The 23,638-nt window shown below is 62.2% G+C and carries 23 protein-coding genes and 1 pseudogene; 17 read left to right on the top strand and 7 right to left on the bottom strand.

Annotated features, from left to right (window positions below; all coding sequences use genetic code 11):
- The first annotated feature begins 71 nt into the window (after positions 1-71).
- Entirely contained in the window at positions 72-866 is a 795-nt protein-coding gene (locus tag ACI77D_RS04795) for a helix-turn-helix transcriptional regulator (RefSeq protein ID WP_262665434.1), read from the top strand.
- Positions 866-2,335 carry an efflux transporter outer membrane subunit gene (locus ACI77D_RS04790; protein ID WP_262668037.1) on the top strand — a complete coding sequence of 490 codons (1,470 nt, stop codon included), beginning with the start codon at positions 866-868 and terminating at the stop codon, positions 2,333-2,335. Before ACI77D_RS04795 ends, ACI77D_RS04790 begins: the two co-directional genes overlap by 1 nt.
- Here the strand turns inward: ACI77D_RS04790 and hpaA are convergent.
- A complete protein-coding gene (gene hpaA / locus ACI77D_RS04785; protein WP_262665435.1) occupies positions 2,262-3,122 on the bottom strand; it encodes a 4-hydroxyphenylacetate catabolism regulatory protein HpaA in 861 nt (286 codons plus the stop codon). The genes ACI77D_RS04790 and hpaA overlap by 74 nt on opposite strands.
- 128 nt (positions 3,123-3,250) lie before the next feature.
- Between hpaA and ACI77D_RS04780 the strand changes: the two genes are divergently transcribed.
- From ACI77D_RS04780 to hpaI, 8 genes are read left to right on the top strand one after another with little or no spacing between them, the layout of a single operon-like run.
- On the top strand, positions 3,251-3,916 hold the full coding sequence (locus ACI77D_RS04780) for a fumarylacetoacetate hydrolase family protein (protein WP_064453087.1): 666 nt from the start codon (positions 3,251-3,253) through the stop codon (positions 3,914-3,916).
- The gene (locus ACI77D_RS04775; RefSeq protein WP_407016146.1) at positions 3,913-4,683 is read left to right on the top strand and encodes a fumarylacetoacetate hydrolase family protein; all 771 of its coding nucleotides are present in this window, start codon (positions 3,913-3,915) and stop codon (positions 4,681-4,683) included. The genes ACI77D_RS04780 and ACI77D_RS04775 overlap by 4 nt, the downstream gene beginning before the upstream one ends.
- 5 nt (positions 4,684-4,688) lie before the next feature.
- Positions 4,689-6,149: a 5-carboxymethyl-2-hydroxymuconate semialdehyde dehydrogenase gene (hpaE, locus tag ACI77D_RS04770; protein WP_221296116.1), complete on the top strand. Its 1,461-nt coding sequence runs from the start codon at positions 4,689-4,691 to the stop codon at positions 6,147-6,149.
- A 46-nt stretch (positions 6,150-6,195) separates the two neighbouring features.
- Positions 6,196-7,053, top strand: coding sequence for a 3,4-dihydroxyphenylacetate 2,3-dioxygenase (gene hpaD, locus ACI77D_RS04765; RefSeq protein WP_064453089.1), 858 nt, complete (start codon positions 6,196-6,198; stop codon positions 7,051-7,053).
- A 15-nt stretch (positions 7,054-7,068) separates the two neighbouring features.
- Entirely contained in the window at positions 7,069-7,461 is a 393-nt protein-coding gene (locus ACI77D_RS04760) for a 5-carboxymethyl-2-hydroxymuconate Delta-isomerase (RefSeq protein WP_064453090.1), read from the top strand.
- Between the two features lie 45 nt (positions 7,462-7,506).
- Positions 7,507-8,811 carry an MFS transporter gene (locus tag ACI77D_RS04755; protein ID WP_407016145.1) on the top strand — a complete coding sequence of 435 codons (1,305 nt, stop codon included), beginning with the start codon at positions 7,507-7,509 and terminating at the stop codon, positions 8,809-8,811.
- A gap of 11 nt (positions 8,812-8,822) precedes the next feature.
- Positions 8,823-9,626, top strand: coding sequence for a 2-oxo-hept-4-ene-1,7-dioate hydratase (gene hpaH, locus ACI77D_RS04750; protein ID WP_064453092.1), 804 nt, complete (start codon positions 8,823-8,825; stop codon positions 9,624-9,626).
- A 15-nt stretch (positions 9,627-9,641) separates the two neighbouring features.
- Complete coding sequence (gene hpaI / locus ACI77D_RS04745) at positions 9,642-10,442, top strand: 4-hydroxy-2-oxoheptanedioate aldolase (protein WP_407016144.1); 801 nt, start codon at positions 9,642-9,644, stop codon at positions 10,440-10,442.
- A 125-nt stretch (positions 10,443-10,567) separates the two neighbouring features.
- Here the strand turns inward: hpaI and hpaR are convergent, their stop codons facing one another.
- Positions 10,568-10,990: a homoprotocatechuate degradation operon regulator HpaR gene (gene hpaR / locus ACI77D_RS04740; RefSeq protein ID WP_064453094.1), complete on the bottom strand. Its 423-nt coding sequence runs from the start codon at positions 10,988-10,990 to the stop codon at positions 10,568-10,570.
- Positions 10,991-11,198: 208 nt separating this feature from the next.
- On the opposite strand from hpaR, the gene ACI77D_RS04735 reads away from it, so the two are divergent.
- From ACI77D_RS04735 to ACI77D_RS04715, 5 genes are read left to right on the top strand one after another with little or no spacing between them, the layout of a single operon-like run.
- A complete protein-coding gene (locus ACI77D_RS04735; protein ID WP_221295187.1) occupies positions 11,199-12,497 on the top strand; it encodes an FAD-binding oxidoreductase in 1,299 nt (432 codons plus the stop codon).
- Positions 12,498-12,526: 29 nt separating this feature from the next.
- Positions 12,527-12,892 (top strand): cupin domain-containing protein, encoded by a 366-nt coding sequence (locus ACI77D_RS04730; protein WP_407016143.1) that lies wholly within the window; start codon positions 12,527-12,529, stop codon positions 12,890-12,892.
- 12 nt (positions 12,893-12,904) lie between these two features.
- Entirely contained in the window at positions 12,905-13,726 is an 822-nt protein-coding gene (locus tag ACI77D_RS04725) for a molybdenum cofactor biosynthesis F family protein (protein ID WP_407016142.1), read from the top strand.
- Complete coding sequence (locus ACI77D_RS04720; RefSeq protein ID WP_064453098.1) at positions 13,719-14,522, top strand: SDR family NAD(P)-dependent oxidoreductase; 804 nt, start codon at positions 13,719-13,721, stop codon at positions 14,520-14,522. Before ACI77D_RS04725 ends, ACI77D_RS04720 begins: the two co-directional genes overlap by 8 nt.
- Positions 14,512-15,267, top strand: coding sequence for an SDR family oxidoreductase (locus tag ACI77D_RS04715; RefSeq protein WP_262665446.1), 756 nt, complete (start codon positions 14,512-14,514; stop codon positions 15,265-15,267). Before ACI77D_RS04720 ends, ACI77D_RS04715 begins: the two co-directional genes overlap by 11 nt.
- Positions 15,268-15,328: 61 nt before the next feature.
- Here ACI77D_RS04715 and feaR read toward each other — a convergent pair whose 3' ends face one another.
- The 3 genes from feaR to ACI77D_RS04700 form a co-directional block, all read right to left on the bottom strand.
- Complete coding sequence (gene feaR, locus ACI77D_RS04710) at positions 15,329-16,270, bottom strand: transcriptional regulator FeaR (RefSeq protein WP_064453100.1); 942 nt, start codon at positions 16,268-16,270, stop codon at positions 15,329-15,331.
- A gap of 111 nt (positions 16,271-16,381) precedes the next feature.
- The gene (locus tag ACI77D_RS04705) at positions 16,382-16,978 is read right to left on the bottom strand and encodes a DUF3156 family protein (RefSeq protein ID WP_407016141.1); all 597 of its coding nucleotides are present in this window, start codon (positions 16,976-16,978) and stop codon (positions 16,382-16,384) included.
- The gene (locus ACI77D_RS04700; RefSeq protein ID WP_221295190.1) at positions 16,941-18,440 is read right to left on the bottom strand and encodes an APC family permease; all 1,500 of its coding nucleotides are present in this window, start codon (positions 18,438-18,440) and stop codon (positions 16,941-16,943) included. Before ACI77D_RS04700 ends, ACI77D_RS04705 begins: the two co-directional genes overlap by 38 nt.
- A 218-nt stretch (positions 18,441-18,658) precedes the next feature.
- Between ACI77D_RS04700 and ACI77D_RS04695 the strand changes: the two genes are divergently transcribed.
- Positions 18,659-19,981 carry a hypothetical protein gene (locus ACI77D_RS04695; protein ID WP_407016140.1) on the top strand — a complete coding sequence of 441 codons (1,323 nt, stop codon included), beginning with the start codon at positions 18,659-18,661 and terminating at the stop codon, positions 19,979-19,981.
- Positions 19,982-20,013: 32 nt separating this feature from the next.
- On the opposite strand, the pseudogene ACI77D_RS04690 reads toward ACI77D_RS04695, so the two are convergent.
- Both ACI77D_RS04690 and ACI77D_RS04685 read right to left on the bottom strand, forming a co-directional pair.
- Positions 20,014-20,493: pseudogene (locus tag ACI77D_RS04690) on the bottom strand (flavin reductase family protein); the annotation flags it as partial.
- Positions 20,494-20,550: 57 nt separating this feature from the next.
- A complete protein-coding gene (locus tag ACI77D_RS04685; protein WP_064453105.1) occupies positions 20,551-21,720 on the bottom strand; it encodes a p-hydroxyphenylacetate 3-hydroxylase oxygenase component in 1,170 nt (389 codons plus the stop codon).
- A gap of 236 nt (positions 21,721-21,956) precedes the next feature.
- On the opposite strand from ACI77D_RS04685, the gene ACI77D_RS04680 reads away from it, so the two are divergent.
- Entirely contained in the window at positions 21,957-23,444 is a 1,488-nt protein-coding gene (locus tag ACI77D_RS04680; protein WP_221295192.1) for an aldehyde dehydrogenase family protein, read from the top strand.
- Positions 23,445-23,638: the final 194 nt, after the last annotated feature.

The raw sequence follows: 23,638 nt of genomic DNA, 5'->3' as shown, positions 1-23,638 counted from the left end.
AGGAGTACGGATAGCCCCACACAGACCCAGGGCGTCCGTTGACGGTTTTCGACATCAAGGATGAGATGGCTATGAGTCTGACCCGCAGTATTGGCGACACGCACAGCCCGCATTTCTATGCAGAAATGGGCGAGTTGATTTCTAACAGCGGCCAGGAAAACTTCGCCGCCAACATGCTGCATCTGGTGGATAAATGGGTACCGATTCACTTGGTCGACCTGAGTGAATGGACCCTGGACGAACTGCGCGACAGCGTGCTCGACATCAAGCTGCTCGGCAGCGCCGGGCTGCAAAAGGACTGGTCTGCCCCGCAGACCGTGCATGCGCTGAATGACCATCCGCTGTTGCGGGAAATGCTGCGCATGCAAGACCCACTGCTGATCCAGATGAAGGCCAAAGCCAACAGCGCGCATCCGCGTGGCAGCTCGCACCAGTGCAATCTGGTATCGCGTCAGGGCAATCGGCGCTGCGTGATTTCGTTCTACCGCTCGCCCACCCAGCAGGGCTTTTCCCTGGCGCAGTTGTCGTTTCTCAAATGCTTGTCGGAGACCTTGTTGCCCTTGCTGGAGCGGCATGCGCACCTTCTGCGTCTGACGCCGCACGCCGAGTCCGAGCCGGCCCAGAACCTGCTGGAACAATCGCAGTTGCAGCGCGAGTTCTACAAGCGCTTGTCCCTCAGCGATATCACCCTGTCGGCGCGCGAGCAGGAAGTTTGCCTCGGCCTGCTGACCGGCGGCACCGTGCCGCAGATGGCGGAAAAACTCAGCGTGAAAAACAGCTCGATCGAAACCTACCTCAAGCGCGCCGCCGCCAAATTGGGCGTGAGTGGGCGGCATGGATTGGCCAAATGGATGGTTGGCGCCTGATGAACAAATGGACACTCACCAGCGTAGGCGTGGCCTGGATGCTCGGCGGTTGTTCGCTGATCCCCGAGTACCAACGGCCTGCAGCGCCGACACCTGCGCAGTACCCCCAAGGCGGCGTCTACAGCCTGGCGCAGGCCGACACCGTGGCAGTAAAGCCGGACTGGCAGCAACTGTTTCACGACCCGGCCTTGCAACAGCTGATTGGCACCGCGCTGGTCAACAACCGTGACCTCAGGGTTGCCGCGCTGAATGTGGAAGCGTTCCAGGCCCAGTACCGCATCCAGCGTGCGGACCTGTTCCCGGCGGTGTCCGCAACAGGCGCCGGCAAACGCCAGAAGTTGCCGGCCGATGTAACCGGCACCGGCAAGTCGGCGATCACGTCCAACTATTCGGCCACGTTAGGGCTCAGCGCCTATGAGCTGGATTTGTTCGGCCGCGTGCGCAGCCTCAGCGAGCAGGCGATGCTCACTTACCTGGGCACCGAGGAAGCCCGGCGCAGCACACAACTGAGCCTGGTCGCCAACGTCGCCAATGCCTACCTGACCTGGCGCGCCGACCAGGAACTGCTGGCCCTGGCGCAGCAAACCCTGACGGCCAACGACCACAGCTGGCAACTGACCAGCCGCAGCAAAAGTGCGGGCAAGGCTTCGGCGCTGGAGGTGGTACAAGCCCGCACGGCCGTCGAAAGTACCCGCGCCAGCGTGGCCCGTTATGAGCGCCAGGTCGCCCAGGACCTCAACAACCTTGCCCTGCTGGTCGGCGGCCCGGTGGATGAGCACCTGCCGTCGCGGCCACTGGCCGATGATCTGGTGGCGCGCGTGCCCGCAGGCTTGCCCTCCGACCTGCTGCAACGGCGCCCGGATATCCTCCAGGCCGAGTACCAGTTGCAAGCGGCCAACGCGAATATCGGCGCGGCCCGCGCAGCGTTTTTTCCTTCGGTCACCCTCACGGCCAACGCCGGCAGCACCAGCACCGAACTGTCAGGGTTGTTCAAGGGTGGCACGGGCACCTGGACCTTCCAACCGCAAATCAACCTGCCGATCTTCAACGCCGGCAGCCTGCGCGCCAGCCTCGACTACGCCAAATTGCAGAAAGACATTACGGTGGCCCAGTACGAAAAATCCATCCAGACCGCGTTCCAGGAAGTCGCCGACGGCCTCGCCGCCCGTCAGACGTTCAACGACCAACTGCAGGCGCAACGGGATTTCGTCGCGGCCAACCAGGCCTATTACGACCTGGCCCAACACCGCTACCGCAGCGGTGTCGACAGCAACCTGACGTTCCTTGATGCGCAGCGCTCGCTGTTCAGTTCACAGCAGGCGCTGATCGTCGATCGGTTGGCCCAATTGGTCGCGGAGGTGAACCTGTATACGGCGCTGGGTGGCGCGTGGAACGTCAACTCAACCCCGACTGCCGCAGCCGGTACTCCCCCGGCGTCACCTGTGCGTAACGAAGGAAAAACCGGCTGAAATACGCCGGGTCTTTGAACCCCAGCTGGTAGCAGATTTCATTCGCCGAGCTGCCGGTAAACAGCAACAGGCGCTTGGCTTCCTGCATGACCCGTTCCAGGATCAGGCGCTTAGACGGCAGGTCGGCCATGCGCCGGCAGACTTCATTGAGCCGCGCGACGGTGACACCGACCTCCCCGGCGTAACGTGCCAGCGGCCAATGCTCCAGGTAATGCGCTTCGATCAGTTCGTTGAAACGATGGAAGATACGCAGGTCTTCATGCCGCGTCGGGCGCGCCGGCAGCGAGTTGGCACACAGGCGCAGCAGGCGAATCATGATCAGGCGCGTCAGGCTTTCCAGTGCAGCGGCGCGCCCTGCCCACTGGGCGTTGATCTCGCTGCTTAACGCTTCGAACAACTGATCCAGCTCTTGGGCATCTGCCTTCAGCGCCACACACGCGGCCCCGGAGGCAAGGCTCGGGTCGGCGTCAATCAAGGCCCACACCCATTGCTGACGCACCGTCAGCACATGCCCGTCCGCATCCGGTTCAGTCACAAACGCATGGGGCACCGTGGGCGGTGTGAGAAAAAACATCGGCCCTGATTCAACGTACTGGCGATCATCCAGATACACCCGCACCGCGCCGCTCTTCACGTAATGCACCTGGAAAAATCGGTCATGCCGATGCACGGGCATATTGCGCCCGAAAAATCCTGCCAGGTTGGCGAGCTTGTCGTAATGCACCTCGGCATCGCTGTAACGCTGGTCGTAGACCTGCCCGATGTTGATGTTGGGAATCGGCTTCACAGTGCGCTCTTCTTGTTGTTCGGATGCTGCTGGATTTTGCCACGCTTGACGGTAGTTAACATATTAATTATAACGTTAACACATTAACGAACTGCCTATGCAGCAGTCGCCACCGCCAGGAGAAACGCATGAGCCGTACCCTGCATGATGTTGCCAGCGGCACCTTGTTCGGCGTTGCGCTGAACTACCAGGGCTTGCTGGACCAGCATCTCGCCGCCTTCCAGCAGGCGCCCTATCAGCAGCCGCCGAGCAAACCGGTGCTGTTTATCAAGACCCCGAATACGCGCAATGAGCACGACGGTGTGGTGGTGTTTCCTCAGGGTGAACGCCTGCAACCAGGGCCGGCCCTGGGTGTGGTGATCGGCCAGCGTGCCAGCCGCGTCAGCCTGGAAAACGCCATGGCGCATGTGGCCGGTTATGTGGTGGTGAATGAATTCAGCCTGCCGGAAGACAGTTACTACCGCCCCGCCGTGAAAGCCAAATGCCGCGATGGTTTTTGTGCCTTCGGGCCGGATTGGGTCGCGCGGGATCAGGTGACCAACCCCAATCAACTGAGCCTCAGACTCTTCGTCAACGGCGAACTGCGCCAGCAAAACTCCACCGCCAATTGGGTACGGGATATTGCGCAATTGATCGCCGAAATCAGCGAGTTCATGACCCTGCACCCTGGCGACGTGCTGATTACCGGCACCCCGGAAGGTCGCGTGGATGTGCAGCCTGGAGACAGGGTTGAAGTTGAAATCAGCGGTGTCGGTCGCTTGGCCAACACCGTGCAGGCGGAGGCAGCGCGATGAAACACGCCCGTATTCGTTTTGAAGGCGCGATCCATGCCGTGCACGTGGAGGCGGATTACAGCGTGCGCCTGAGCGATGGCCGGTTGCTCGCCGAAGAACACGTGGAGTGGCTGCCGCCCGCCACCGGCACGATGTTCGCCCTGGGCCTGAACTACGCCGACCACGCCGCCGAGTTGGCATTCAAACCGCCCACCGAGCCCCTGGCATTCATCAAGTCCGTCGGCACCTACACCGGCCACCGGCAGGTTACCTGGCGCCCGGGCAACGTCGCCTACATGCACTACGAGTGCGAGCTGGTGGCGGTAATCGGCAAGACTGCGCGCAACGTCAAGCGCGCCGACGCCCTGGATTACCTGGCCGGTTACACGGTGTGCAACGACTACGCGATCCGCGACTACCTGGAAAACTACTACCGCCCCAACCTGCGCGTTAAAAACCGCGACGCCACCACCCCGGTCGGCCCGTGGATCGTCGATGTGGCGGATGTGCCCGACCCGAGCAACCTGACCCTGCGCACTTGGATCAACGGTGAGCTGCGCCAGGAAGGCAGCACCCGCGACATGATTTTCGACATTCCCTACCTCATCGAATACCTGTCCAGCTTCATGACCCTGCAACCCGGCGACATGATCGCCACCGGCACGCCCGAAGGCCTGGCCGATGTGGTGCCGGGTGACGAAGTGGTGGTGGAAGTCGAAGGCGTGGGCCGCCTGGTCAACCGAATTGTCAGCGAGGCGGAATTCTTTTCCGCCCGGAAAGAGGCTTGAGCACCATGATCAAACACTGGATCAACGGCCGTGAGGTCGAAAGCAAAGACACCTTCATGAACTACAACCCGGCCACCGGCGAGGCCATCGGCGAAGTCGCCAGCGGTGGGCCTGAAGAAGTCGCGCGGGCTGTCGCGGCCGCTAAAGAAGCGTTTCCCAAATGGGCCAACACCCCGGCCAGGGAGCGCGCACGCTTGATGCGCAAGCTCGGTGAGTTGATCGAGCAGAACGTACCGCGCCTGGCCGAACTGGAAACCCTCGACACCGGCCTGCCGATCCACCAGACCAAAAATGTGCTGATCCCGCGGGCCTCACACAACTTCGATTTTTTCGCCGAAGTGTGCACACGCATGGACGGCCACAGCTACCCGGTGGACGATCAGATGCTCAACTACACCCTCTACCAGCCGGTGGGTGTGTGCGGGTTAGTGTCGCCGTGGAATGTGCCGTTCATGACCGCCACCTGGAAAACCGCGCCGTGCCTGGCGCTGGGCAATACGGCGGTGTTGAAGATGTCGGAACTGTCGCCACTGACCGCCAACGAACTGGGGCGCCTGGCGGTGGAAGCCGGGATTCCCAACGGCGTGCTCAATGTGATTCAAGGCTACGGCGCCACCGCCGGTGATGCGCTGGTACGCCACCCGGATGTACGCGCCATTTCGTTCACCGGCGGCACCGCCACCGGCAAGAAAATCATGCAGACCGCCGGCCTGAAAAAGTACTCGATGGAGCTCGGCGGCAAGTCGCCGGTGCTGATCTTTGAAGATGCCGACCTTGAGCGCGCGCTCGACGCCGCGCTGTTCACCATCTTTTCGCTGAATGGCGAACGCTGCACCGCCGGCAGCCGGGTCTTTATCCAGGAAAGTGTCTACCCGCAGTTTGTCGCTGAGTTTGCCGCGCGGGCCAAGCGGCTGATTGTGGGCGACCCTCAAGACCCCAAGACCCAGGTCGGTTCGATGATCACCCAGGCGCACTACGACAAGGTCACCGGCTATATCAAAATCGGCCTCGAAGAAGGTGCCACTCTGCTCGCCGGCGGCCTGGAACGCCCGGCCAATTTACCGGCGCACCTGAGCAAAGGTCAGTTTATCCAGCCCACGGTGTTTGCCGATGTGAACAACAAGATGCGCATCGCCCAGGAAGAAATCTTCGGCCCGGTGGTGTGCCTGATTCCGTTCAAGGACGAAGCCGAGGCGCTGCAATTGGCCAACGATACCGAGTACGGCCTGGCGTCGTATATCTGGACGCAGGACATCGGCAAGGCCCATCGCCTGGCGCGCGGGATTGAAGCCGGCATGGTATTTATCAACAGCCAGAATGTGCGTGACCTGCGCCAGCCCTTCGGCGGCGTAAAAGGTTCCGGCACCGGGCGCGAAGGCGGCCAGTACAGTTTTGAAGTGTTTGCCGAGATCAAGAACGTGTGCATTTCCATGGGCAGCCATCACATCCCGCGTTGGGGCGTGTAACCCTCACATTGCACTCCAACAAGAATAAATACTCAGGAGAATGATCATGGGCGAAGTGGTCCTGGCGGCGAAGATCTGCCACGTACCGTCGATGTACCTGTCGGAACTGCCCGGCAAACATCATGGCTGTCGCGAAGCGGCGATTGCCGGCCACACGGAAATCGGCCGCCGCGCCCGAGAATTGGGGGCGGACACAGCCGTGGTGTTTGACGTGCACTGGCTGGTCAACAGCGGCTATCACGTCAACTGCGGTGAGCATTTCCAGGGCACCTACACCAGTAACGAGCTGCCGCACTTCATCAAGAACATGGAATACGCCTACCCCGGTTGCCCCGAGCTGGGCGCGTTGATCGCCGCCGAGGCCAACCTGGCCGGTGTGCGCACCATGGCCCATAACATCCCGAGCCTGGAGCTGGAATACGGCACGTTGGTGCCCATGCGCTACATGCACATGGGCGTGCCGGAGGATGAAAAGCTCAAGGTCATTTCCATCGCCGCGTGGTGCGCCTGGCATCGCCTGGAAGACAGCTTTGCGTTTGGTGCCGCCGTGCGCCGGGCTATCGAAAAGAGTGACCGCAAGGTGCTGGTGCTGGCCTCCGGCTCACTCTCCCACCGTTTTTCGGACGACCGTGAAGCCGAGGCGAACATCCATAACTGGACCCGTGAATTCGATAAGCAGATGGACCTGCACGTGGTGCAAATGTGGCAGCAAGGCCGCTTCAAGGAGTTCTGCGCGATGCTGCCGGACTACGCCGAACACTGTTTTGGCGAAGGCAAGATGCACGACACAGCCATGCTGCTGGGCCTGCTCGGCGGGCCGGACTATGCCAAACCGGCCGAGATCATTACGGCGCCGTTCGGCAGTTCGGGCACCGGCCAGGTCAACGCGATCTTTCCCCTGTAACCCTGGGAGGCAACCATGCCGCACTTTATCGCCGAGTACACCGACAACATCGAACCACAGGCCGACCTGCCCGGCCTGTTTGAAAAGATCCACCGCGTGCTGGGGGACAGTGGCGTGTTTCCCCTTGGCGGCATCCGCAGCCGTGGCGTGCGCCTGGACACCTGGCGCATGGCCGATGGCAAGCACGACTACGCCTTTGTGCACATGACCCTCAAGGTGGGTCATGGCCGCGACCTGCCCACGCGACAGGCGGTGGCCGAGGCCGTGTTCGCGACGATCAGCGCGCACTTTGCCGAGCTGCAGGCGCAACGCTTGCTGGCGCTGTCATTCGAGATGGTCGAACTGCACCCGCAGCTCAACTTCAAGCAGAACAACGTGCATGCATTTCTGAACAACCCGGCGGGCTGAGTCCCGCCTTCCCCTCACGGCCACTCAGACAAAAAGTACAACACCATGAGCACAGCCAATTCCACTGCCAGCCTCGTGCTGGCCGAGCACGACCGCACCCATCGTTTAGTCACCTGGCGCCTGATGCCCCTGTTGTTGGTCTGTTACCTGTTCGCCCATCTGGACCGCATCAACATTGGTTTCGCGAAGATGCAGATGAGCAGTGACCTGCACTTCAGCGACACGGTCTACGGCTTTGGCGCCGGGCTGTTTTTTATCGCCTACGCGCTGTTCGGCGTACCCAGCAATATGGCACTTGACCGGGTCGGGCCACGGCGCTGGATCGCCAGCCTGATGGTGGTGTGGGGCCTGTTGTCCACCGGCATGTTGTGGGTCGAGAATGCCCGTGGTTTCTATGTGCTGCGCTTTTTGCTGGGGGTGGCCGAGGCCGGGTTTTTCCCGGGCATCCTGGTGTTTCTCAACCGCTGGTACCCGGCACGCCGGCGTGCCCAGGTCACCGCGCTGTTCGCCATTGCAGTGCCGATGGCCGGCGTGTTGGGCGGACCACTCTCCGGGGCGATTCTGGAGAACTTCCACGACGTGGGCAGCCTGCGCGGCTGGCAGTGGATGTTTCTGATCGAAGGCGCGCCGGTGGTGCTGCTGGGGCTGGTGGTGCTCAAGTGCTTGCCGGACGGTTTCGACTCGGTGAACTGGCTGACGGCCGAGCAAAAACAGCAACTGCACGCCCAACTGAGCAGCGAAGAACAGCGCAAGACCATCACCTCGTTCAGCGGCATCCTGCGTGACCCGCAGGTGTGGCTGTTGGTGGCGGTGTACTTTGCGGTGATGCTGGCGGTAAACACCCTGGCGTTCTGGATGCCGACCCTGATCCACGGCGCTGGCATCGGCCGCGACAGCCAGGTTGGCCTGCTCAGCGCCGTGCCGTATCTGGCCGGATGCTTCTTCATGATCGGCTGCGGACGCTCGTCCGACCGGCACCGCGAACGCCGCTGGCACCTGTGTGTGCCATTGCTGATGGCCGCCGTCGGTATCGCCGTGACCGGCCTGGCGCCAGGCAATCCGCTGCTGGTGATGAGCGGGCTGGTGGTCGCCGGCATGGGCGCCAGTGCCGCCCTGCCGATGTTCTGGCAACTGCCGCCAGCGTTTCTCTCCAACACCACCCAGGCCGCCGGCATCGCCATGATCAGCTCGTTCGGCAGCGTCGCCGCGTTCCTCGCGCCGTACCTGATCGGCTGGATGCGCGACGCCACCCAGAGCGCCAGCCTCGCGCTTTACGTACTCGCCCTGTTTATCGCCCTCGGCGGCCTGCTGGTGCTGCGCACCCACGCCGCCATCGTCAACCCACACTAGAGACCGTTGCCATGCTCGACTCACAGCACATCCATGAGGCCGCTACCCGTCTGGACCGCGCCGAACGCAGCCGCGAACAGGTGCGCCAGTTCTCCCTCGACTACCCTGGCATCACGATTGAAGACGCCTACGCCATCCAGCGCGCCTGGGTCGCGCAGAAGATCAAGGACGGCCGTACCTTGAAGGGTCACAAAATCGGCCTGACTTCACGGGCCATGCAAGTGTCATCGAACATCACCGAACCCGACTATGGCGCGCTGCTCGATGACATGTTTTTCGACGAAGGCAGTGATATTCCCTTCGAGCGTTTCATTGTCCCTCGGGTGGAAGTGGAACTGGCCTTCATCCTCGGCAAACCGCTCAAGGGTCCGAACTGCACGGTGTTCGACGTCCTCGACGCCACCGAGTGGGTGATCCCGGCGCTGGAGATCATCGACGCGCGCATCCAACAGGTCGACCCACAGACCCACGCGACCCGCAAGGTCTTCGACACGATCTCCGACAACGCCGCGAATGCGGGAGTGGTGATGGGCGGCCGCGCCGTGCGGCCCACCGACATCGACCTGCGCAAAGTGCCGGCGGTGCTGTACCGCAATGGCGTGATCGAGGAGTCCGGGGTGTCGGCTGCGGTGCTTAACCACCCGGCCAAGGGCGTGGCGTGGCTGGCCAACAAGCTGGCGGCGTATGACGTCACGCTGCTGCCCGGGCAAATCATCCTCGGTGGCTCGTTTACACGCCCGGTGGCGGCACGCCCCGGCGATACCTTCCATGTCGACTACGACACGCTCGGGTCGATCGCCTGCCGTTTCGTCTGACCACTGGAGATTGTCATGGACATGCCTGTCAACCGCTTCAAACAACGCCTGAACAAGGGCGACGTACAGATCGGCCTGTGGCTCGGCCTGGCGAATGCCTACTGTGCCGAGCTGGCCGCCAACGCAGGTTTCGATTGGTTGCTGATCGATGGCGAACACGCGCCCAACGCTCTGCCAGGCATGCTTGGCCAATTGCAGGCCATCGCGCCCTATCCCAGCCAGGCGCTGATTCGCCCGGTGATCGGCGACAGCGCGCTGATCAAGCAACTGCTGGATATCGGCGCTCAGACATTACTGGTGCCGATGGTCGAAAGCGCCGCGCAGGCCCGCGAACTGGTGCGTGCCATGCGCTACCCGCCCCAGGGCATTCGTGGCGTCGGCAGTGCTTTGGCCCGCGCTTCGCGCTGGAACAGCATCCCCGGTTACCTCGACCAGGCCGATGAGCAGATGTGCCTCCTGGTGCAGATTGAAAGCGCTGAAGGCCTGGCCAATCTGGACGCCATCGCCGCAGTCGAAGGCGTGGACGGCGTGTTTATCGGCCCGGCGGATTTAAGTGCGTCCATGGGGCATCGCGGTAACCCGGGGCACGTTGCGGTGCAGGCGGCAATTGAACAGGCAATCACGCGCATCGTACACGCGGGCAAGGCGGCGGGAATTCTCAGTGCGGATGAAACGCTGGCGCGGCGCTACATCGAACTGGGTGCGACGTTTGTGGCGGTGGGTGTGGATACCACGGTGTTGATGCGTGGTTTGCAAGCGCTGGCCGGGAAATTCAAGGGCGCTCCCGAGGCCTCACACACCGGTGATGTCTACTGAGATCTCATGTGGGAGCTGGCTTGCCTGCGATGGCGGTGGGCCAATGGGTTTAGTTGTCACAGGTACACCGCTATCGCAGGCAAGCCAGCTCCCACACTTTGATGTGTGGCGTTTGAGCAATTGTTTCAGCGCTTGATGTTCTTCAAGTCATCCAGCAGGCCCAACAGGGCCTCGAACTTCTCCGTACCGAATTGATCCTGCAAGCGCTGGTAGTTGGCTTCCATGCAATGGCTCATGGACTCGAAACTCGCCTTGCCCTTGTCGGCCAGGGTCACCAGCACACGGCGCTGGTCCTGCTCGGCCTTGCGCCGGTGCACCATGCCGGCGGTCTCCATGCGCACCAGCACGCCGGTCATGCTCGGTTTGAGGATGCAGGCCAGTTCCGCCAGTTGGTAAATCTCCAGCTCACCGTGTTGCTCAAGGATGCGGATGATCCGCCATTGCTGTTCGGTCAGGCCGTGTTCATTCAGGGAGGGCCGGAAAAAACTCATGGCAGCTTCGCGGGCTTGCAGCAGGGCCAATGTCAGGGATTGTCGAGGTTTAAGCATAGGGATCAGGGTCACGGGTTATTTAGTTAATAATTTAACGAAACTCTAGCATTCCCGGCCAGTGAGCGCGCTATAACTTGTTTGCCGCACCTGCCCATGGCGCGCTGAATCAAAAGCCTGGGCACGCAGGGTCAAGACATCCGTCCCGCCAGGGCCCCTAATGGAGGCATCCGCTTTAGCGCCTTCCTTCACCTTTTCAGGCTGCGCCATGATCAACATCGAAACCCCCACGTATTACACCGCCACCAAGAAATACAACCTCAGCTTCCCCACGCTGGAGCAGGACATCGACGCCGATGTCGTGGTGATTGGCGGCGGTTTCTCCGGTATCAACACTGCCCTGGAACTGGCGGAAAAAGGCATCACCAATGTTGTGGTGCTCGAAGCGCGCTACCTGGGCTTTGGCGGCACCGGGCGCAACGGCGGGCAGATCATGGCGGGCATCGGCCATGACCTGGAGAAGATCAAGAAGGATGTGGGCGAAGACGGCCTGCGCCAGGTGTTCGAGATCAGCGACCTGGGCGCCGACATCATCAAGAACCGCATCGCCAAGTACAATATCGACGCGGATTTCTGCCACGGCTATGGCTACATGGGCTTCAACGCCCGCCAGGAAAAAACCCTGCGCGCCTGGGAAAAGGACTTCAAGTCGATCAACAGCCAGCATGAGATCCGCTTTCTCGGCGGCGCCGACGTGCAGCAGATCATCGGTTCCACAGCCTATACCAGCGCCCTGCTGCACATGGGCGGCGGGCATGTGCACTCGCTCAACCTGCTGTTGGGCGAAGCCACCGCCCTGGCCAGCCATGGCGTAAAGATTTTCGAGAACAGCCCGGCCCTGGACGTCAGTTATGGCGAGCGCATCACCGTGCGCACTGGCCGCGGCTCGGTCCGCGCCAGCAAGTTGCTGTGGGCCTGCGACAGTTTCCTCAACAAGCTGGAACCGGAGCTGCACCGTTCGACCATCAACACCTACGCATTCCAGATGATGACCGAGCCGTTGTCCGAGGAACTGATCCAACGCATCAGCCCGATTCGCGGGGCCTACAGCGACATTCGCCCGGTGATCGACTACTACCGCGTGACCAATGAAAACCGCTTGCTGTTCGGTGCCGCGACGCCGCTGGTGGAGCATATTCCCGGCGACCTGAAGGCCTGGAACCGCAACCTGATGCTGAAGATTTTCCCCTACCTCAAGGACGTGAAAATCGACCTGGCGTGGGGCGGGCCGATGGCGTGCAGCCCCAATCTGTTTCCGCAGATCGGCACTTTGCCAGGGCGCAGTAATGCGTTTTTCGTGCAGGGCTATTCCGGTTTTGGCGTCACCCCCAGCCACATCATCTGCAAGGTCCTGGCCGAAGGCATGAGCGAAGGCTCGGCGCGTTATGACCTGGTCAGCTCGATTCATCGCCCGACCATCATCGGCAAGGACGCTATCCGCCCCTTGCTGCTGACGGCAGGCAAATCCTGGCACCAACTTTCCGGCTACTGGAACGGGCGCCGCTAATTTTCGTTTACTTATCAGGAGCAACTGCCATGACCCTTACCACCCTCAAGCACAACGTCCAGCTGTCGGAACTCGACGCCTGGGGCACCGTGGCCGATCTCGGCTCAGAGATCCTCGAAGGCGAGGTGCGTGCCTTCGGCAAGATGACCTTCGGCGCGCCTACCGATCCGGTCAGCAGTGCTTACTTCGGCACCACACGGGGCAAGTTCCGCATGGTCTACCCGTTTGCTGAGCAGGCCACAGTGGTGACCGGCGAAGTGGTCCTGACCGACGAATCCACCGGCCAGTCCGCGCGCTACAAAGCCGGCGACAGCTGGTTCGTGACCAAGGGCACACCCGTGCTGTGGGAAGTGGTCAGCGAGAGTTTCGTCAAACACTACTTCGCCGTTGCCTAAGGGAGTGTTGCCATGACGAGTTCCCCAGACTGGATCACCGTGGGCGCCCTGGCCGACGGTTTTGCCCCGCAAGCGTTTATCCTGCCCAACCTCGCCGAACTGGCCGGCAAGACGTTTACCCTGCACTTCGCCAATGGCTGGCAGATCGAGCACCGTTTCGAGCAGGACCGCCTGGCCTGGCAGGCCGCCGACGGGCACTCCAGCGGCAGCGCGCCCTACCGCGCCACCTCGATTCGCCCGGGGTTGTACCTGGTGGACTTCATCAAGCATGAGGCCGGGCTAAGCTGGTCGATCAGCCTGGTGCTGGATACACCGGGCGAGTCGTTTACGGCGGTGATCGGCCGCCTGCCCGAACAATCGGAAACCCACGAAGGCCTTTACCACCGAGCCCTGGCCTGTAAACCGCTGAGCTCGGTGCAGGTCGACTTCCTGCACGGCAGCCTCGACCGCCCGTGGCAAGACGGCCACTGCCTGCATGCGCCAACCGACGAACTGCTGGGCCTGCGCAATCAGTACCGCTACAGCCCCAGCGAAATCTATGAGCACATCTACCTCAACCCACGCTTCTATGCCTGGCAATGTTTGAAGGGCGTGGAGCAAGGCTTGTGCGACACCGACCGCTGCCACTACTACAAGATCGCCGAACAGCTGTACCTGTTTGTGTGGCAAGAAAAAATCGTACCCACCCTCGGCCTGGTGCTGATCGACCTGCAACAGCACCGCAGCGACGGCAAAATTTTTGGCTACGCCGGGGCGTCATTCGATGCGCTGTCGAACTTCCCCATCAGCTCCTGTTGCCAGGTGCTTAACCGCACGGAGTACCCTCGTGACTGAGCCGCGCACGGTCGTCATCACGGGTGCCGGCACCGGTATCGGCGCTGCGTGTGCGCGGTTGTATGCCGAGGACGGCGCGCGATTGGTGCTGATCGGCAGGCGCCGTGAGCCGCTGGAACAGGTGGCCCGACAAACCGGCGGGCTGATCCTGGTGGGCGACGCCGCCTGCCCGGACACCTGGGACGGGTTTATCCGGCAGATCCGCGAACACTACGGGCGCCTGGATGTGCTGCTGGCTTGCGCGGGTGGCCATGGCGTGGGCAGCGCGACCCAGACCAGCCCGGCCACTTGGGAAAGTGCACTGCGCAGCAACCTCGACAGCGCGTTCTACAGCGCCCGCGCCTGCCTGCCGATGTTGCAGGAAAGCGCGGGCAATATTGTGCTGATCGGCTCCATCGCCTCGTTGGCGGCAGGGCCCGACGTGTGCGGCTACACCACGGCCAAGCATGCGCTCCTCGGGCTTAACCGCTCTCTCGCGCGGGATTATGGGCCCCACGGCGTGCGGGTGAACACGGTATGCCCGGGCTGGGTGCACACCCCCATGGCTGATGCGGAAATGCAGCCGCTGATGAATGCCTATGGCGATACGCTGCAACAGGCTTATGAACGGGTGTGCGCCGATGTGCCGCTGCGCCGGGCCGCACGCGCCGAGGAAATCGCCAAAGCCTGTCGCTTCCTGGCGTCCAGTGATGCATCGATCATCACCGGGGCGACGTTGGTCGCCGACGGCGGTTCGAGCATTGTCGATGTGCCCACATTGGCCTTCACGCGACTGGAGCCCAGCCATGGTGAATGACCTGGATTTCAGCGGACGTGTGGTGTTGGTCACCGGCGGCGCGCAAGGCATTGGGCTCGGTATCGTCGAAGCGTTTGCCCGTCGCGGCGCGCAGGTCGTGATTGCCGACCGCCTGCTCGCGCAAGCCCAGGAGGTTGCCGCCGCACTCTGCGTGCAGGGTTACCGCGTCGAAGCCGTGGGCGTCGACCTGGCGGAGTCAGAGGCGGTGTTCGCCTGTGTTCAAGGGTTGGCGCGGCTGGATGTCCTGGTGCACAACGCCGGGTATTTTCCGCTGACGGCGTTTGCCGACATCACCCCGGCCATCCTGCAACGGACCTTGGCGGTCAACCTGTCAGCATTGTTCTGGCTGACCCAGGCGGCCTTGCCGGCGTTTCGCGCGCAGGGTCGTGGTTGCGTGCTGGTGACGTCTTCGGTCACCGGCAATCGGGTCGGCTATCCAGGGCTCAGTCATTACGCGGCGTCCAAGGCCGGGGTCAACGGCTTTATTCGCAACGCGGCGCTGGAATTGGCGTCGCTGAAGGTGCGGGTGAATGGTGTGGAGCCGGGCATGATCGTCACGCCGGCGATGGGCAACCTGGGCGACGCCGCGCTGAATGCCAGCATCGCCAGCCGCGTGCCGCTCGGGCGCCTGGGCTCGGCGGCGGATATCGCCGGCGCCATGCTGTTTCTGGCCTCCGATCTGGCCGGCTATATCACCGGCCAAACCCTGGTGGTGGACGGCGGGTCGACCTTGCCGGAAGTCTGAAACCCGGCTCGCTTCCAATGTGGTCGCAAGCCCCGCCCCACATTAGCGTTGAAGACCCGGGTTATGCTCCCGCTGCCTGCAACCGGCTGGACCGGAAATCCTTGGGCGACACCTCGAATTGCTTCTTGAACGACCGGCTGAAATGCGCCGAGTCAGTAAAGCCCCACTTGTAGGCAATCGAGGTGATCGACTCACTCCTGAGGAACGGGTTGGTCAAATCATCCGCGCTGCGTTTGAGCCGCGCCCGCTGGATATAGCGACAGACGCTGTCGTCTTGCTCCTCAAACAACCGGTACAGGTGTCGCACCGAAATATTCAGCCGATTGGCCAACCCGATCGGGCTCAGGCCGGGCTGGCTGAGCGACTCATCAATCACCTTCTGCACATAACTGCGCAGGTTATTCCCCTGCAACGCCGCCAAGCCTTCACGGCACTCATCGCCCTGCTCCAGGGCCGAACCCAGCAGCGAGACGAACGCGGTTTGCAGCGCCTCGACTTCACCCGCACCGTCCGCCGTGTCGTCCTTGCACAACTGGTCCATCAGCACATGCAGCATGCGCCCACAGGCTTTGGTCGAAGAGATCTTGCCGAAGGCATGGGCATCGCCGCCCAGGTGCTTGCACACATCAGGGCGCGACAGCGACAACGAGGCATGTTCAATGAGGCCGAAGGGGGTGATTTCGATAGAGCCCACAGAGTCCATCAACAGCATCTCGCCGGGCGCCAGTTGCAGGGTCTGGCCGTTCTGCACGATCTGCGAGTAACCACTGCGCTGGCTGACGAGGAAACAATCCTGGTCATTATCGTGGTCGGCGTGGTGCGCCGGGCGCTTGATCAGCCCGGCATTGGTGCGCAGGATCGCCAGGCCACGCGGCAAGTTGTTGATCTCGCCGATAAACAGCGAGCGGTTGAACGCCAGTTCAGTGTCGAAATGACCGCACGCGGCGCGCAGCTCGTGGTTCCAGCTGTCCAGCCCGTCGTGTGCATGCTGTGGGATGCTCATAGGGTGCCTCCGCAATGGTTTTTTTTGTTGTTCTGCCGCAATAGTTAACATGTTATCTATATGCACGCAACAACTACCTGTTTGCCATTACGAAAGCACTATTGATGCCAATCAGAGGTTCGATAACACCCGCTGCAAGCCGGCCATCGTCGCAAGTAAATGCCCGCGCTGCACCGGGCTCAGCGCGATGTAACGCCGAAACGCCGGCAGCCGATTGACCACCTCGCTGCCGCCCATATGCTCCAGGCGCAGGCACCATTGCTGGTCGTGCAGTTCGATACGCAGGCGCTTGAAATCCAGCGGCATCAGCGCCTGGAACAATGCGTCGTCGGCCAGCAAGCACGCCTGCAACTCACGGGCCAGCGCCGGGTTGCCGGAGCAGCGGCGCACGCAAACGCCCCGGCGTCGAATCGCGCCGCCATGCTGCACCTCGAAGCTCGCCGTGCCCGCTGTCGACGCGGGCACGCGCAGTACAAATTCGGTCATCACCATGTGCATCAACAACTGCGATTCGGCGCGCTCGACAATCTCCAGCGTCACCTCTCCCACACACACTTTTACCTGTGTAGCGGACAGCCGCTCGACGTTCTCCAGCCCCAAATTACGCCGCAGATGCTCCAGGGTCACGCCCGGCCGATACCCCGCCGGAGCACGATCAGCGCGAAACAGCTCAAACAGTTTTTGCCGCAAAGTCGCCATAACCATCATCTGGGAGCCCCGGTTCGTTGCTGAATTCCTTGGCCAGCACCTCCTCCACGGAGGCCGGCTTGAAGGGGTTGACCTTCTGCACCACCAGGGTCCAGAACAACGCATACGCTGCGGTGATGGCGAGCATCACGCCAAACGGCACGTAGATATCGGCCGGGTTCATGCCCGGTGGCGTGATGAACCACATGCCCAAAAGGATGCCGATACTCGACACGATCTGCGGCAGCGGGAACCACGGCGAACGGTAGGCCCGTGGCAAATCTGGCCGGCGAATACGCAGGATCACCACCGACACCGTCACCAGCAAATAGGCAAAGCTCCACGCACACACCGCCGCCAGCACCAGGTGCATGATGTTGTCGGTGTTGCCGCCCAGGTACAACGCGTGCAGGCAGGGAATCAGCATTGCCACCAGGATGCACAGCAGCGGCGTCTTGAAGCGCGGGTGCAGGTAGGTGAAGACCTTGGGCAACGCGCCGTCCACCGCCATGCCATAGAGAATGCGTGGCACGCCTGCCATCAGGGTGTTGATGGTTGCGGCTCCGGCAAACAGAAAACCGATGCCCAGCCACATCGGGCCGATCTGCCCCATCACCTGCTCGGCGAACTTGGGGATCGCCATGGGCGTGTCCAGCAAGTGCACGCCGGAAGCGGCGTCCAACACAACGTTTTCCACCTGGCGCTTCATCGCCGCGCCATAGATGAACATGCACGTGGCCACGCCCACCAGCCCGAGCATCATCGCGCGCGGCATGACCTTGGCCGACTGGCGCAGGTCCGGCGCCAGCGGCGTGACGAACTCACAGCCGACAAACATGAACATCGCCATGCCCACCAGCGACAGCACGGTAATCAGGTCGGTGCCCACCAGTGATGCACCGAACCAGCCGTCCAGCTGCACCGCCGGCGCGGCAATCAGGCCCAGCACGCCAAACACCATCAGCGTGGTCCACATGCCGAAGGTGAGGATGATCTCCGCCCGGCCAAACGCGCTGACGCCAAAGGCATTCAACACACCGAAGACAATCACAAAGCCCACGCCAAGCAGCCACGAACCGCCGGCCGACTCAGCCAGGGTATTGAGGTGTTCGAAGTTCACCAGGGCCATCACCCCGGCCAGGATGGTCTCGGCGGTGCCGGCAAACACATGCACGATCAGGTAGGCCGACAAGGTGCCGGTGATCGCAAAAAACCGGCCCATGCCGCAGTTGATGTAGTCGTACACCGAACCGGTGGTGGGCAGGATAGAAGCGGCTTCGGCGAACGTGGTGGCCTGGGCCAGCATCATCACCACGGCGATCAGCATCGCCAGGGCAAATGCGCTGCCGCCGATGCCAAACCCCATGGTGGCGGTGAGTATCACCGGGCTGGCCATGATCAGGCCAATGGTGCTGGCCAACGCGGTGGGGAAACCTACCGTGCCCCGGTTGAGGTGCGCGGTGAGTCGGTCGTTGATCGACATGGTGGGGTCCTCGAAAGCGGTTTTTTTTAATGTGTCGGCACTGTGCGCCCCACCCGAGTTGATCGTCTTGCCCCTGTCTGCCGCCGGTTTTGTTGCTCCCTGCCACGGCGAACCGCCTGGCGGCCAGGGTCAATTCCCTGGCACGCAAATGAAAGACTTGGGCGCCCACCGCTCGCCCTAATGCGCCCTCACTCTTAACCAGGATGGGGACAATAACAATGGAGCACACACTGAAAAATCGCCGCCTGCGCCAGGCGGTCGGCCTGGGCATGGCATTGCTGGTCTGTAAGGTTCAGGCGATCGAGCTGTATGCCGATGCCGACACCAAAGTCACCGGCAACTTCCTCGCCGTGTACGGGATGTTCAATAGCCCGAAAAACTACGATGGGCGTAGCGGCGGCTCGACCTGGCGCGAGGCGTTCATCAAGTACGGCCTGAGTGTCGAACAAAGCCTGGGCAGCTTTGGCGGCGTGTACGGTACGGCCAACCTGGTGAGTTCCGGCACCTGGGGCGATGGTGATGCGTCCGGGGTCACCAACGGCACAGAGCGCACCACCAAGTTTGACGAAGCCTTCGCCGGCTGGCGCTCCGGCGACCTGTTCGCGGGGTTGGGCAAGGACGGCGTAGACCTGTCGTTCGGCCGGCAGATCATCATGCTGGGCGATGGTTTCATCATCAACGACGACGGCCCCAACCTCGGCAAGGGTGTGGGCGACGGTGAGTTCAATCGCGGCGGCGCCTACTACATCGCCGCACGCCATGCCTTCGACCAGACGGCGGTGATCCGCCTGGGTGGCAAGGACGGCGTGCATGGCAGCCTGATGTGGATAAAATCCGACAACCCGGCACAGGCCATGACCGAAATGGCCGCCGGCACCCTGGAATACAGCGCCGCACCGGGTACCCTGGGCCTGACCTATATTCACGGGATCGACGTGGATGAGCGCTTCGCCACCGACCTGCAGCGCCAGCGCAAAGGCATGAACCTCTACAGCCTGCGCGGCGCCGGCAATGCCGGCATCGACAGCGCGCACTTTGCCTTTGAACTGGCACGCCAGGACCGTCGCGACGCCCAGGAAAATGCCGGGTACGCCGAAGCCGGCTACACCTTCACTGACCTGCCGTGGTCACCGAACCTCACCTACCGTTATGCGCGCTATTCAAAAAACTGGGACGCCATGTTCTCAGGCTTCAATCGCGGCTACGGCACCTGGGTTCAAGGCGAGGTGGCGGGCAACTATTCCGGCCCGTACAACAGCAACACGGCGGTGCAGCACGTGGCGCTCAAGGTCAAGCCGCTGGACAACCTCACCCTTGGCGCGCTGTTCTTCGACTACAGCACGGTCAGCACCCGCGGCCAGTTGAACCTGGATGGCCGCGAGCTGGACCTGTATGCCGAATGGGCCGTCAACGAACACCTGATCATCACGCCGCTGCTCGGCCTCTACAAACCCAACAAGGATGCAGAGACCGGCGGCAACCAGGTCGGCGGCAACGGCACCAATGTCTACAGTCAGTTGGTGGTCGCCGTACCGTTCTGAATCGCCTCGGGCGCGCAGGGACGCAGCGCCCGAACCTCGGCATAGGCGCCTTGATGATAGAGCAACGGTGCGCGGCCGAAGTCATCGAAGGCCACCACCTTGCCGATCATGATCCAGTGGTCGCCGCCGTCCACCTGCTGGTACTTCTCGCAGTGAAACCGCGCCGAGCAATCGGCAAAGACCGGCGAGCCACCCTCCCCCGGCTCGTATTCGATCAAGGCGAAGCGGTCTTCACGCGGGCGCGCAAAGTTATTGGACAAGTGCACCTGATCCGCCGCCAATACATTCACTGCAAAGTGACTGGCTTCCTCAAACACTTCATGGCTGTTGGAGCGTTTGTCGATGCTCCACAGCACCAGCGGCGGATCGAGTGACACCGAGTTGAAACTGTTGGCGGTCACGCCCACCTTGCGCCCGGAGGCAGTGGCGGCGGTGACCACGGTCACGCCGGTGGCGAAGTTGCCCAGGGCGCGGCGAAAGGCCCGTGGGTCGAAAAGGCTGCTGTCAGACATGCAAGACTCCCGGGCGACCGCGCACGGTCACCCTGATGGTTATTGTGGAAGAACCCGTCACACCATGCTCGGGTCAGGTTCAAGGCCCATCAGCTCACGGCCGAGGATCTGCGCGCAGACATCGTAGTCGGTATAGGCATGAGCGCCGGTCATATGGGAATCGCGGAACAGGCGCTGCATCTCGTTGTGTTCGAACCAGGCATTGCCACCTGCGGCAGCGAACAGGCGATCCACGGCTTCGATGCACATTTTGGTCGCGTAGGCCTGGTTAGTGCGCCAGAACGCCAGCGTCTCGCGGCTCGGGTAACGGTGCGCGGCGCTGTGCTCGGCGTGCTCCTGCCAGGTTTTTTCGAGGAATGCGCGGGCGGCCGCCACCTGGTGGGTGGACTCGGCCAGGCGCATCAGCGCAGGGGTAGCCGCGCCCACGGCGGCGCCGGTGTAGGCGCGCACGCGGGTTTTGGTTTTTTCGCGAAAGACCTCCAGCATGCGTTCGGCCACGCCCAGGCTCACGGTCGAGAAGCCGCTGGCGAAATACGGCCGGTACGGTGCGTAAAAGATCTTGCTGTCGGGATAGAGACCAAAGCCTGCGGACTTGCCTTCCATCATGTCCTTGGCCTTCTGGATCCGGTGTTCGGGCACCCAGGCGTTGTCGATGATCAAGGTCTTGGTGCCACTGCCTTTCATGCCGGCGGCGTACCAGTCGTCACGGATCTGGTAGTCACTGCGCGGCAACACGGCAAAGCAATAATCCTGGGTGCCTTCGGTGTTCTGCCGACGACAGCCGACAATCGCCCACTCGCCATGGTCGCAGCCGCTGCTCCAACCCATTTCACCGCTCAAATGCACACCGCCATCGCCCTCCACCACTCGCCCGAACGGCGCAATACTGCTGCTGGCCGTGGCATCCGGGTTGGCGCCCCAGATTTCCTGCTGCAAGGTTGCCGAGAACAACGCCAACTGGTGACTGTGGGTGCACAACAAGCTCATGGCCCAGGCGGTGCTGGCGCAACTGCCGGCGAGCAAGGCAATGCAGTCGGCGAACTCCGGCAGCGACAGCTCCAGGCCACCAAAGGCCTTGGGTTGAAAGGCACGGTGCAGGCCAATGCTTTTGAGCCAGGCGATGTTTTCATCCGGGACCTGGCGCTGCTGTTCGGCGCGCGCGGCATTCGCGGCGATGGCGGGCAGGAGGGGCTTGAGGTCTTCGAGGAGCGGGTTTGGCTTTTTCATGGACGGCCCTGCTTATTATTGGAGGTCCGGCAGGTGCGCCACGTACAGGCACGGCGCCGGATGCAGGGCCAGTATCGAACGCATTGCACGGGCGCAAAATGCACATTCGGCAGGCAAGGTTGTACTTTTCATAGACGTGGCAGGCACAGACATAAGGCGCGGCAGGCACAGTCAAGCGCTGCCTTCGCGCGTTGGCTACCCTCGGGTTTTCCTTTGTGAACTGCCAGGAACCTGCCATGAGCGATATCCCGCTGCTGCCCCAAGTCGAAGCCTTTTTGCGTCGCCAGCATGGGCTGTTTATTGACGGCGCCACCGTGCACAGCCATGCCAGCCAGACGTTGACAGTGACCAACCCTGCGACCGGCCAGGTGATCGCCGAGTTCGCCGATGCGGACCTTGCGGATATCGACGCAGCCGTGGCCTCCGCCAACCGAGGGTTCCAACGATGGTCCCAGGCCGCACCGGCCACACGCGGCAACGTGCTGCTGAAACTCGCTGACCTGCTGGAACACAATCGCGAAGAACTGGCGCAGATCGAAACCTGCCAGTCGGGCAAAATCATCCAGATTTCCCGCGCGTTCGAGGTCGACCAGGCCGCGCACTTCCTGCGCTATTACGCTGGCTGGGCCACCAAGATCAGCGGCCAGACCCTCACACCGTCGTTGCCCTCCTTCAACGGCGAGCGCTACACCGCATTTACCCTGCGCGAGCCGGTGGGCGTGGTGGTCGGTATCGTGCCGTGGAATTTCTCGACCATGATCGCCATCTGGAAACTCGCTTCAGCGCTGGTGACCGGTTGCAGCATCATCATCAAACCCAGCGAATTCACCCCGTTGACCATCCTGCGCATCGCCGAACTGGCCATTGACGCCGGGCTACCGGCGGGCGTGCTCAATGTGCTGACCGGCGGCGGGCACGTCGGCAAAGGCCTGGTGGAACACCCCGGCACCCACAAAGTGTCGTTCACAGGTTCCGTACCCACCGGTATCGCCGTGGGCCGCAGCGCCATGGGCGCCGGCCTGACCCGCGCGACCCTGGAACTGGGCGGCAAAAACGCCGCCGGTTTCTTGCGTGACATGGACGCGGACAAGGCGGTGGACGGGATTATCGAGGCAGGCTTTTTGCACTCCGGGCAAATCTGCGCGGCGGCCGAACGCTTCTTCGTGCACCGCTCGCAGATGGACGCCGTGTTGGAGAAGCTCAGCCAGCGCCTCAGCCGACTGACGATTGGCTCGCCCCTGGACGAACGCACCGAATTCGGCCCGGTAACCCACCAGCAACACCAGCAGAAACTGCTCGGCTACTTCCAGCAGGCCCGCGCCGAAAACAACACGATCATTCACGGCGGCAAGCTCATCGACCGGCCCGGCTGCTACGTCGAGCCCACCGTGATCCTGGCCAACAGCGTCAACGACACCCTGCTCAACGAAGAAACCTTCGGCCCCATCGCCACCTTCCTGCCCTACGACAGCGAAGACGAACTGCTCGCGCTGATGAACAACAGCCCCTACGGGTTGAGTGCCAGCCTGTGGACCCACGACCTCGGCAAGGCATTGCGCATGATACCGGCCATTAACGCGGGCACCGTGTGGGTGAATATGCACACCCTGCTCGACCCGGCCGTGCCGTTCGGGGGCAATCGTTCTTCGGGGGTTGGACGGGAATTTGGCAGTGCGTTTATCGAGGATTACACCGAACTTAAGTCGGTGATGATTCGGTATTGAGGCTGCTTGGCATCGCCACCTGCGCCTCAATATCGATCAACCACTCCGACGCCGACAACCGATTGACGATAATCCACGAAGACGGCGGCGGGTTGCGTGGGAAACGCTGGCACGGGGCTTGCGCTATCGGCTCCTGCCGATCGCGAGCGTGCTAGGCGATATACAGCCGCAGCATGATCATATTGGCAAGCTCG

The organism is Pseudomonas sp. O39, from assembly GCF_045447295.1.
Taxonomy (GTDB): Bacteria; Pseudomonadota; Gammaproteobacteria; order Pseudomonadales; family Pseudomonadaceae; genus Aquipseudomonas; species Aquipseudomonas antarctica_A.
Note: the sequence above shows the minus strand (reverse complement) of the source record. Positions and strands in the feature narration are given on the sequence as shown.

Bases quoted from the DNA above. Each gene is read 5' to 3' on its own strand.
- ACI77D_RS04730 (WP_407016143.1), top strand. From the start codon at position 12,527: ATGACCCTTACCACCCTCAAGCACAACGTCCAGCTGTCGGAACTCGAC.
- hpaH (WP_064453092.1), top strand. From the start codon at position 8,823: ATGCTCGACTCACAGCACATCCATGAGGCCGCTACCCGTCTGGACCGC.
- ACI77D_RS04680 (WP_221295192.1), top strand. From the start codon at position 21,957: ATGAGCGATATCCCGCTGCTGCCCCAAGTCGAAGCCTTTTTGCGTCGC.
- ACI77D_RS04735 (WP_221295187.1), top strand. From the start codon at position 11,199: ATGATCAACATCGAAACCCCCACGTATTACACCGCCACCAAGAAATAC.
- ACI77D_RS04705 (WP_407016141.1), bottom strand. From the start codon at position 16,978: ATGATGGTTATGGCGACTTTGCGGCAAAAACTGTTTGAGCTGTTTCGC.
- ACI77D_RS04700 (WP_221295190.1), bottom strand. From the start codon at position 18,440: ATGTCGATCAACGACCGACTCACCGCGCACCTCAACCGGGGCACGGTA.
- hpaR (WP_064453094.1), bottom strand. From the start codon at position 10,990: ATGCTTAAACCTCGACAATCCCTGACATTGGCCCTGCTGCAAGCCCGC.
- ACI77D_RS04695 (WP_407016140.1), top strand. From the start codon at position 18,659: ATGGAGCACACACTGAAAAATCGCCGCCTGCGCCAGGCGGTCGGCCTG.
- ACI77D_RS04775 (WP_407016146.1), top strand. From the start codon at position 3,913: ATGAAACACGCCCGTATTCGTTTTGAAGGCGCGATCCATGCCGTGCAC.
- ACI77D_RS04760 (WP_064453090.1), top strand. From the start codon at position 7,069: ATGCCGCACTTTATCGCCGAGTACACCGACAACATCGAACCACAGGCC.
- ACI77D_RS04780 (WP_064453087.1), top strand. From the start codon at position 3,251: ATGAGCCGTACCCTGCATGATGTTGCCAGCGGCACCTTGTTCGGCGTT.
- feaR (WP_064453100.1), bottom strand. From the start codon at position 16,270: ATGAGCATCCCACAGCATGCACACGACGGGCTGGACAGCTGGAACCAC.
- ACI77D_RS04715 (WP_262665446.1), top strand. From the start codon at position 14,512: ATGGTGAATGACCTGGATTTCAGCGGACGTGTGGTGTTGGTCACCGGC.
- ACI77D_RS04795 (WP_262665434.1), top strand. From the start codon at position 72: ATGAGTCTGACCCGCAGTATTGGCGACACGCACAGCCCGCATTTCTAT.
- hpaD (WP_064453089.1), top strand. From the start codon at position 6,196: ATGGGCGAAGTGGTCCTGGCGGCGAAGATCTGCCACGTACCGTCGATG.
- hpaE (WP_221296116.1), top strand. From the start codon at position 4,689: ATGATCAAACACTGGATCAACGGCCGTGAGGTCGAAAGCAAAGACACC.
- hpaI (WP_407016144.1), top strand. From the start codon at position 9,642: ATGGACATGCCTGTCAACCGCTTCAAACAACGCCTGAACAAGGGCGAC.
- ACI77D_RS04685 (WP_064453105.1), bottom strand. From the start codon at position 21,720: ATGAAAAAGCCAAACCCGCTCCTCGAAGACCTCAAGCCCCTCCTGCCC.
- ACI77D_RS04725 (WP_407016142.1), top strand. From the start codon at position 12,905: ATGACGAGTTCCCCAGACTGGATCACCGTGGGCGCCCTGGCCGACGGT.
- ACI77D_RS04790 (WP_262668037.1), top strand. From the start codon at position 866: ATGAACAAATGGACACTCACCAGCGTAGGCGTGGCCTGGATGCTCGGC.
- ACI77D_RS04755 (WP_407016145.1), top strand. From the start codon at position 7,507: ATGAGCACAGCCAATTCCACTGCCAGCCTCGTGCTGGCCGAGCACGAC.